The sequence below is a fragment of the uncultured Fibrobacter sp. genome, from assembly GCF_937877005.1.
Lineage (GTDB): Bacteria > Fibrobacterota > Fibrobacteria > Fibrobacterales > Fibrobacteraceae > Fibrobacter.
In genome coordinates this window covers 1-6,660 of sequence record NZ_CALEFV010000032.1, presented here as the reverse complement: position 1 = coordinate 6,660, position 6,660 = coordinate 1, and the positions used below count along the sequence as shown (strand labels likewise).

Below are 6,660 nucleotides of genomic sequence, written 5' to 3'. Positions count from 1 at the left end.
TTAGCCATTAGAATCTTCAGGTTCGAGAATCGGTTTCAAGTGAAGGCTATACTGCACCAGATCCAGCGGATCTTCGTCGGGTTCCTTTTCGCCAAAGAGCTTGTTCACCACGGCATCGAGCGCACGGATAAAGAAGAAATGATGTCTCCCTTCTTTAGCAGGTATCTGGAACGGATGTTCCAAAGTACGCTTGAGCAGCTGAATGATCATCGAAGGCGGCATATGGAACATCTTGCAGCAGGTCGTCACCTTTCCATCGTAACCATAATCGGGGAGCTTGCCCTGAACAAGTGTTTCTCCATGATCAATGCAGCACGGGTTTTCGCAAACCGGATCCTGCACATTCTTGGAAAGCAGCGCCTTGAGCCAGAGCTCGCGAGACTTATCGGTGAGATCGCTGCGGAAGGCCATGGTCTGGTCGCACGGGAAAAACGTTGAATAGCACTTGGGGCAAATACGTAAGTCCAGATGCTGGAACTTGACCTCTGCCACCTCCGATTTACAATATGGACAGGTACTCATGTACACTAATATAATAACTATATTTGTGGCATGGCTAAAGTAGTTCAAATTACCGCTGAAAATTTTGAGACCGAGGTCGCTCAGGCCTCCGAAACCCGCGCCGTAGCGGTGCTTTTCTCTTCTGCAGAGTACCCCGACTGCGCACCGTATTCCCAGCTGCTGGGCTCTCTTTCCACCAGCATGGACTTTACGCTCGGCGTCGTGAGTTGCGACGAACGCGAAAACATGCAGCTGATCCAAGCATTCCGCGTGCGCTCGGTGCCCGAAGTCCACATTGTCGACAAGGGCCAGATCGCAGACGTGATCCAGGGAGTTCTGCCCGAAGCCGACTTGAAGAAGCGTCTCGAAAAGTTCTTCGTGAGTGACGAAGCACGCTTCCAGATGGCCTTGGAAGATGCCATTGCACAGAAGAATTTTGACCAGGCGCTCCCGATGCTCGACGAGGCTCTTGCAAAGACCCCCGACGACAAGAAGCTGCAGTTGCTGTGGGCAAAGGCAAGCCTCGGCATGGGCGATACCGAAAAAGCAAAGGAAGTCCTTGCCAAGTTCACCGAAGCCGACGACCAGTACCGCGAAGCAAAATCGCTGCTGGAACTTCTGGACTTTCACGCCGAAGCCGCCAAGAAGGATGTGCAGGGCAAGGAAGCAATCGTGTACCACGAAGCATGCAAGCTCGCTTGCGCCGAAGACTTTGAAAGTGCCTTGCAAGCGTTCCTGAACTTGTACGTAGAAGCTCCGGAATGGAACGACGGTGCCGCGAAGAAGGCGATGCTTACTTTGTTCGGAGTTCTCGGCCCGAAGCACGAACTCACGTGGAAGTACCGAGCCAAACTCAACACGATGATGTTTATCTAATGAATATCGACTTTAACCGCAGATTATCTATTGCCCCGATGCTTGACTGCACCGACCGTCACGAACGGTATTTTCTGCGGTTATTGTCCAAGCACATCTTGTTGTACAGCGAAATGGTTACGACCAACGCGCTGCTGCACACCGATCCGGACCAATTTTTGCGTCATCAGGAATTCGAATCCCCAGCCGTATTGCAGCTGGGCGGCAGCACCCCCGCCGACTTGGCCAAGTGCAGCAAGATGGTCGAGCAGTCCGGTTTTCAGGAAGTCAACCTGAATTGCGGCTGCCCTTCGGACCGCGTGCAGAACGGGAACTTTGGTGCGTGCCTCATGAAAGACAAGAACCAGGTCGCCGACTGCTTCAAGGCCATGCAAGATGCCGTAAGCATTCCCGTATCCATCAAGTGCCGTATCGGCGTCGACGAATTCGACTCCTGGGAATTTTTCCGCGACTTTATCGGTACCATCGCCGACGCGGGTTGCCGCGTATTCATTGTTCATGCCCGCAAGGCGTGGCTCAAGGGCTTGAGCCCCAAAGAAAACCGCGAAGTTCCGCCGCTAAACTACGACTTTGTGCACCGCCTCAAGGCAGAAATGCCGCAGCTGAACATTTCAATCAATGGCGGCATCAAGACGCTCGACCAGACGCTTGAGCAGCTGCAGGATTTAGATGGCGTAATGGTGGGCCGCGAAGCCTACGAAAATCCGTGGTTCCTGCGCGACGCCGACGAGAGAATTTTCAACGACGCCAACGCCGCCAAGCCCGAAAGCCGCAAGGCATTGCTCGAAACCTACCTCCCCTATGTAGAGATGGAATCGGCCCGTGGCACCCCCGCCACGATTCTGGTGCGTCACCTGTACGGGCTGTTTAACGGCAAGCCCGGCGCCCGCAAGTTCCGCCAGTACCTTGGCGAAAACGCCCCCAAAACAAATAACCCCGCGGAAATGATCCGCAGGGCCATGGATTTAGTTACAGAACCTTAAACCGATTCTAGAGATTGCTTCGACCTTGCAGGCCTCGCAATGACGACCTAGAACAAGGCGATGCTGTAAGGCAGCAGGGCGCCCTTCGGCTGCTTGAGGGTGGACTTTTTCTCGCCATCCCAAACAATGACTTCAGAGGCGGTACGGTCGCCCACATAGAGCTTTCCGTCCTTAGCAACCATGGAACCCGAAGCATCGGAAATGCCCTTGATCTTTTCAACCTTCTTAGAAGAAAGATCAACCTTTCTCACTTCCATCAAGGCATTCCAAGCTTCATCATAGCCCTTGTTAATGGCGACATACATAATATCGTCTTCAACCGCAATAGAAGCGACACCGCCGCCAAGATCCTTACCGGAAACGTACAGTTCGGACTTCTTCTTGGAGACATTCACCTTTTCAATGCCGCGCTTGTCATCGGCATCGGTTCCGTTCGCAGCATTGTATTCACCATGCGTTGCGACATAGACTTCGCCGTCGACCACAGCCAAGGCCTTCGGGTTCTTGGTCTTGAGCTGGATGGTGTCCTTCAAGTCACCCGTAGAGGCGTCGTAAATAGCCAAGAGGCCCTTCGGATAAGTCGTCACCCAAGTTTCAGGATCCATGGTGTAACGCTGAATCAGCACATACAGGTTGCCGTCATCCACTTCGACATCGGCGACATAAGGAGAAAGTTCACCCTTGTAGGCAAACTTGCCCGTCTTGATAGACTTGACAACCTTGCCGTCTTCGGTAGAAATCTTCACCAGGGAGTCTGCCGCCTGCAAGGCAACCCAGGCTTCATCGCCATCAAAGGCCAAATCAATCGGGTTGGAGAAATCGTCCAGGGAAACCTGCCAAACCACGGCCTTCTTACCCTTAGATTCGAGCTTTTCCGGATCGATTAGCGTGATATTGTCAGCCTGAATTGCTTCAAGCACATACAAATCCGCGCGGTGGGTAATCACCTTGGAATCCTGGTGGAAAGAAAGTCCCTTATCAGAAATGTTGCCGTCCTTGTCGATCCAGCGAAGTTCGCCAGTCGAAAAGGTGATATCATTCGTGAAGATGGCACCCGCCAAAGAAACTTCGACTTCTTCGGAAGAGGCGCTGGAGCTGGAGTCGTCACCGCAAGCGGCAAGACCGAACGCGACGCTAGCCAAAGCTAAGCTCGCAATGATATTTTTCTTCATTTGTTTCATGTTTTTTCCTTTTCTGGCTTTACGCATTTAAGCGCGGGGGCTAGAACCCCTGTATGATGGTAAATCTGTATTCTCTCCCTGGCATAGGGAAAGGCGTGTAGAAATTCCTGTACTTTTGATCCGTGATATTGTCCACCGTAAAAGTGAGTCTAGTCTTTTCATACGGATTATACGCAAGGCTTGCACGATGCGTCGCCACCGCAGGCTGGTCCATACGATTGGCTCGGTCACTATACAAGACACTTCGCCACTCCGAAGTCCACGCAAAATCAAAGCGTAGCGGCAAATGAAGAGTCGCTTCGGCGAAGTAGGAGTGTTCCGGTTCGCCAGGAAGCATGTTACCCTTGTACGCATCCATCTTTGATCGATTTTCAGTCTTTTGGATAGTCGCACGAAGCACAACATCCAAAAACTTCGATGGACTACTGGTCAATTCAAATTCCGTTCCGCGCACAAGTGAGCGTGATATATTTTCGGCTCGCAAGTGTTCCAGCACGATAACCCAGCAGATGCCATCTTCCAGATGTGTTTCGAAATACGCTCCGCGCAAATGCGTCCTTTTTCCAGGGAACTCATATTGTGCCGCAGCTTCGAACCGGGTCGCCTTTTCACGTTTGAGATTCGGATTTGAAATGGCGCCGGGGAATGTTCCGTAAAGTTCCATCAGCGCAGGCTGCTGGTAAAAACGTCCCATCGAAATTTCACCCATCAATGGAAACTCATTTGTCCCCAAGCGCGTATAGAGCCTTCCCGAAATCGTCGCATCACGTTCGGCAGCGTCTTCCAGAGTTCTCCCCCCTGTAGGCAATACGAACGTTCCCCCGTCCAACCTATCTTTCAGCAAATGTATAGAACCTTCGGTACCCAGGCCCGCATACTTAAAAATCTGATAATACAAATCGCCTGAGGTAAGGAACGAAAACCGGTCTAGAGCCCATTCCTTCGAGACTCCGCGAGCTTCGGCGCGTTCCCACTCGCCCGCGATGCGGGCGGAACCCTTCAAGCTCGTTATCGGCGTAAATTCCGCCGAAACTTCAGGAACCACCTTGTAAGTCGCCGCACCGTATTCCAGATACTCGTTGTTGGTATAGCCTATGTGATCCAGCGGGAAATAGGCGCTAGAGACATTCTTGTCGAACCTTGCCGAAAGTCCACCATACAGGAAGAGCTTATCGTCAAAATAGCCGACCGATTCGAGCCCGTAGCGCAGCAATGCCGATTCCCCGACGAACTTCGCAACCTTGGTCTGTTGCTCTTCTCGGCCCGGATTGCCGCCTTCGTAGCGCGATGCCGTTACGGACACCGTCGAGAAGTAACCGTTCCTATGCAAGAAGCGGAACTGCACATTGCCCGATACATCAGTGTACTGTGCATTTTCTCGCGTCGACGTGTAGTCGTCATCATCGTTATACTGCGTACCGTTTCGATTGGTATATTCGTAATCGTTGTCGGAATGTCTCGTCGCAAAAGAAGACGCGAACATGACGCTGTCGGTCACGGGCGCGGCCACCTGGAAAGAACCCTCCCAAGTATTGTGACTCCCGTAAGCACCCAAGATGCGCCCACCCTTTTTTACCGCGTTCTTCGTGACAAAGTTGATGGCCCCACCTAAGCCCGACACACCGAACTTCGTCGGCACATTTCCCTTGTAGACTTCCACCTTTTCCATCTGATTCAAGTCGATGGAACCCAGGTTCACGGCCCCGCCGCTTGCATCGTTTAAGGGGACTCCGTCAACGCAAACTAGAATGTTGCGCGCCGCAATTCCCCGTATCGAGACAGTCTGAAAACTACCGAGTCCGCCCTGCTTGTACGACTGAATTCCAGGAAGCGAAGAAAGCAGGTCCGCCGCCGACAGCGACTTACCTTCCCATGCAGCGGAAGTTATTTCAGTGTAATTCGCATTCTTTTCTAAAACGGCATCACTCTCGGTTACCACTTCGGTTACGCCGAGATCCTGCACAGGTTCACCCCATGCACAGCACCAAAAGACCGCCATCAAAGCGGCTTTGTAGAATGACGTCGTTCGCATCGTTCCTCAAATAGCGTTTCCCACAGTTCTTCTGACTCGGGGCTCAATCTACTTCCGGCTCCTTCACACATGTAGTCCCTTGCGGTTTCCATGCATTGGTTCATGCCGGTTTCGTCCTCCCTTACAGCGGCGCGACCGTTCCCGGTTTTCACGGGATTCTCTCCTTGAGCAACTTCCTTTCGGCAGCTTACCCATGGGCTTTTCAGGGCACAGGAAACTTTTTGTACACAAATATAGGAATATTTTTGCAATTTTCTATATTTATGCTCATGACCGCAGAAGAACTTTACAAACGTCTCAGCACCATTCAACCCGGTGCCGTCCTCTGCACTTATTCCATGGAAAAGTGCGAACAGATGCTCCCCCTCATCAACGAAATCAACGAGCTGAAAAAGGAACGCGACGCCGTGATTCTCGCCCACAGCTATGTGGCCCCCGAAATCATTCTGGGCGTTGCCGACTACGACGGCGACAGTTTCAAGCTGAGCCAGGACGCCACCAAGGTGAGCGCCAAGACGATCGTGTTCTCTGCCGTGCGCTTTATGGGCGAAACCGCCAAAATTCTGAACCCCACCAAGGACGTGCTCATTCCGGGACCGCTTACGGGTTGCAGCCTCGCCGACTCCATTACCGGCGCCGAGGTCAAGGCTCTCCGCGAAAAGTACCCCGACCACACCTTCGTGTGCTACATCAACACCACCGCCGACGTGAAGGCGAACTGCGACGTGTGCGTCACCAGCAGCAACGTGATGAAGATTGTCTCTAGTCTCGAAAACGACAAGATCGTGTTCGTTCCCGACGGACTCATGGGACAGAACCTCATCGACGAAATGCAGAAGCGCGGCATCAAGAAAGAAATCGTGCTCCACAGCGGTTGCTGCTACGTTCACGAGACCTACGATTCCGAGCTCATCAACTTTTTCCGCAGCCAGAACCCGGGCCTCAAGGTGGTGAGCCACCCCGAATGTCACCCGGGCGTTGCCCTCCTCAGCGACTACGTGGGCAGCACCGGCCAGATGGTGAACTACATCAAGGAACAGCCCGAAGGCACGCCGTTCCTGCTTCTCACCGAATGCGGCCTGAACGC

6 protein-coding genes and 1 riboswitch are annotated in these 6,660 nt (G+C 52.8%); of the genes, 3 read left to right on the top strand and 3 right to left on the bottom strand.

The annotated features are described in order from the left end of the window. On the bottom strand, positions 1–522 hold the full coding sequence (locus Q0628_RS01680) for a hypothetical protein (protein ID WP_298767844.1): 522 nt from the start codon (positions 520–522) through the stop codon (positions 1–3). 30 nt (positions 523–552) lie between these two features. Between Q0628_RS01680 and Q0628_RS01675 the strand changes: the two genes are divergently transcribed. Continuing rightward, complete coding sequence (locus Q0628_RS01675; RefSeq protein ID WP_298767843.1) at positions 553–1,377, top strand: tetratricopeptide repeat protein; 825 nt, start codon at positions 553–555, stop codon at positions 1,375–1,377. Further along, complete coding sequence (dusA, locus tag Q0628_RS01670) at positions 1,377–2,360, top strand: tRNA dihydrouridine(20/20a) synthase DusA (RefSeq protein WP_298767842.1); 984 nt, start codon at positions 1,377–1,379, stop codon at positions 2,358–2,360. Before Q0628_RS01675 ends, dusA begins: the two co-directional genes overlap by 1 nt. A 47-nt stretch (positions 2,361–2,407) precedes the next feature. On the opposite strand, the gene Q0628_RS01665 is transcribed toward dusA, so the two are convergent. Together Q0628_RS01665 and Q0628_RS01660 are read right to left on the bottom strand one after the other, a co-directional pair. After that, positions 2,408–3,541 carry a hypothetical protein gene (locus Q0628_RS01665; protein ID WP_298767841.1) on the bottom strand — a complete coding sequence of 378 codons (1,134 nt, stop codon included), beginning with the start codon at positions 3,539–3,541 and terminating at the stop codon, positions 2,408–2,410. Positions 3,542–3,581: 40 nt separating this feature from the next. Next, positions 3,582–5,573 (bottom strand): TonB-dependent receptor, encoded by a 1,992-nt coding sequence (locus tag Q0628_RS01660; RefSeq protein ID WP_298767840.1) that lies wholly within the window; start codon positions 5,571–5,573, stop codon positions 3,582–3,584. A gap of 3 nt (positions 5,574–5,576) precedes the next feature. Next, positions 5,577–5,803, bottom strand: a riboswitch (cobalamin riboswitch). A 39-nt stretch (positions 5,804–5,842) separates the two neighbouring features. Between Q0628_RS01660 and Q0628_RS01655 the strand changes: the two genes are divergently transcribed. After that, positions 5,843–6,660: quinolinate synthase (locus Q0628_RS01655; protein WP_298767839.1), on the top strand; the 818-nt coding region annotated here is incomplete at its 3' end.